The sequence below is a fragment of the Zooshikella ganghwensis DSM 15267 genome, from assembly GCF_000428585.1.
Classification (GTDB): Bacteria; Pseudomonadota; Gammaproteobacteria; order Pseudomonadales; family Zooshikellaceae; genus Zooshikella; species Zooshikella ganghwensis.
Window position 1 is genome coordinate 1 of sequence record NZ_AUAF01000384.1, and the last position, 1,326, is coordinate 1,326.

At 38.5% G+C, this 1,326-nt stretch carries 1 protein-coding gene; it reads right to left on the reverse strand.

Features of this window, described 5'->3' with window-relative positions; all coding sequences use genetic code 11:
* Positions 1-90 precede the first annotated feature (90 nt).
* A complete protein-coding gene (locus tag F607_RS32290; RefSeq protein ID WP_157365636.1) occupies positions 91-1,269 on the reverse strand; it encodes a hypothetical protein in 1,179 nt (392 codons plus the stop codon).
* Positions 1,270-1,326: the final 57 nt, after the last annotated feature.

Sequence of the window (1,326 nt, forward strand, 5' to 3'; positions counted from 1 at the left end):
GACATCCCCTGTCCCTTTGAATTTGTTTCGGCAAAACAAAGGTTGGGGTCAGGGGTTGTCATTTCAAACTAATAAAAGTCGAGCATCGCGTTAAACTAGCTCTTTTCCAATTTCCATTCTTGGAGAAGCCATATTAGTTAATTCCCATTTGTTGCCCGTCCAATGCTCTGTATTAATTAAAGTAAACTCAGACGTTTGATATTTCTTATCTTGGTCTTTCCCATAGTTAAAATAACCGTAATACCAGTTTTTATAACCTTGCTTTCCTTCAATGGACCAGTCTTTTGCAGAGTGAGCAAGTGATAAATTTTGACCTTCTTTTTCATCCTCGGTAGCTGTAATCGCCATACAGTTCCAGCCACTAGCATTTTGTACCATTCGGGAGGATTTATATTCAGGTTTTGAGCTAAGCTCTTTACAGTTGTTAGTGAATGTTACTGCTTGTGCATAGCTGGCATTACGAGCAATGAACTCGTAAATATGTTCTACTTCGGGCTTTGATTCCTGCCCCTCATTTGAGTTGTTGTTACTATTTTCATTAGTATCTGTTGTAGACTCATTGCTAGGGTCATCAATGACCATACAACTCCATCCTGTACGGTGTTGAACCATCCTGGAGGACTTATAATCAGCACTTTGATTTAAGCTATTGCATTTTTTTGTAAAAGCTACATTTTGTTCATAGGTAGCACTACTTTGAATAAAGCTGTGTAGGTATTCAATGTCGGGATTATTCATTTGAGTTTCAGAAGTTTGCTCTGAGGATAATGCGCTAATAGCAATATTTAACTTGCTATAATCCCAGCCAATATAATGGCTGCCATCAATGCCCTCTGGGCTAATAGCAAAGTCCAAAAAGTCGCCTTCTTTTATTTCTAATCGTAGCTTTCTACTAATATTGGGTTGTCCTGAAGGGGTTACTAGTACTTGGTCTTGTAGCTTTCCATTGATATAAAATTTTCCAGTAAATCCATTGGCAGAATCTTTATTATTGTGAAACCTATGGATTGACCAAAGGACCTCTATCGTTCCGCTGTAGGTACTTTTCCATCTCCTTATTGGCCATTGTTCTGGATTTTGAGTTGATAAAAGACCACTAGGATGAACAAGCTCTTTACCAATTTCCAACCACGGGGAAGCCATATTGGCTAAATCCCATTTTTCCCCATTCCAAAAATTGGTACTAATTAAAGTAAATTCAGAAGCCTGGTATTTTTTATTGAGACCAGATTCACGCGATGCTCGACTTTTATTAGTTTGAAATGACAACCCCTGACCCCAACCTTTGTTTTGCCGAAACAAATTCAAAGGGACAGGGGATGTCAG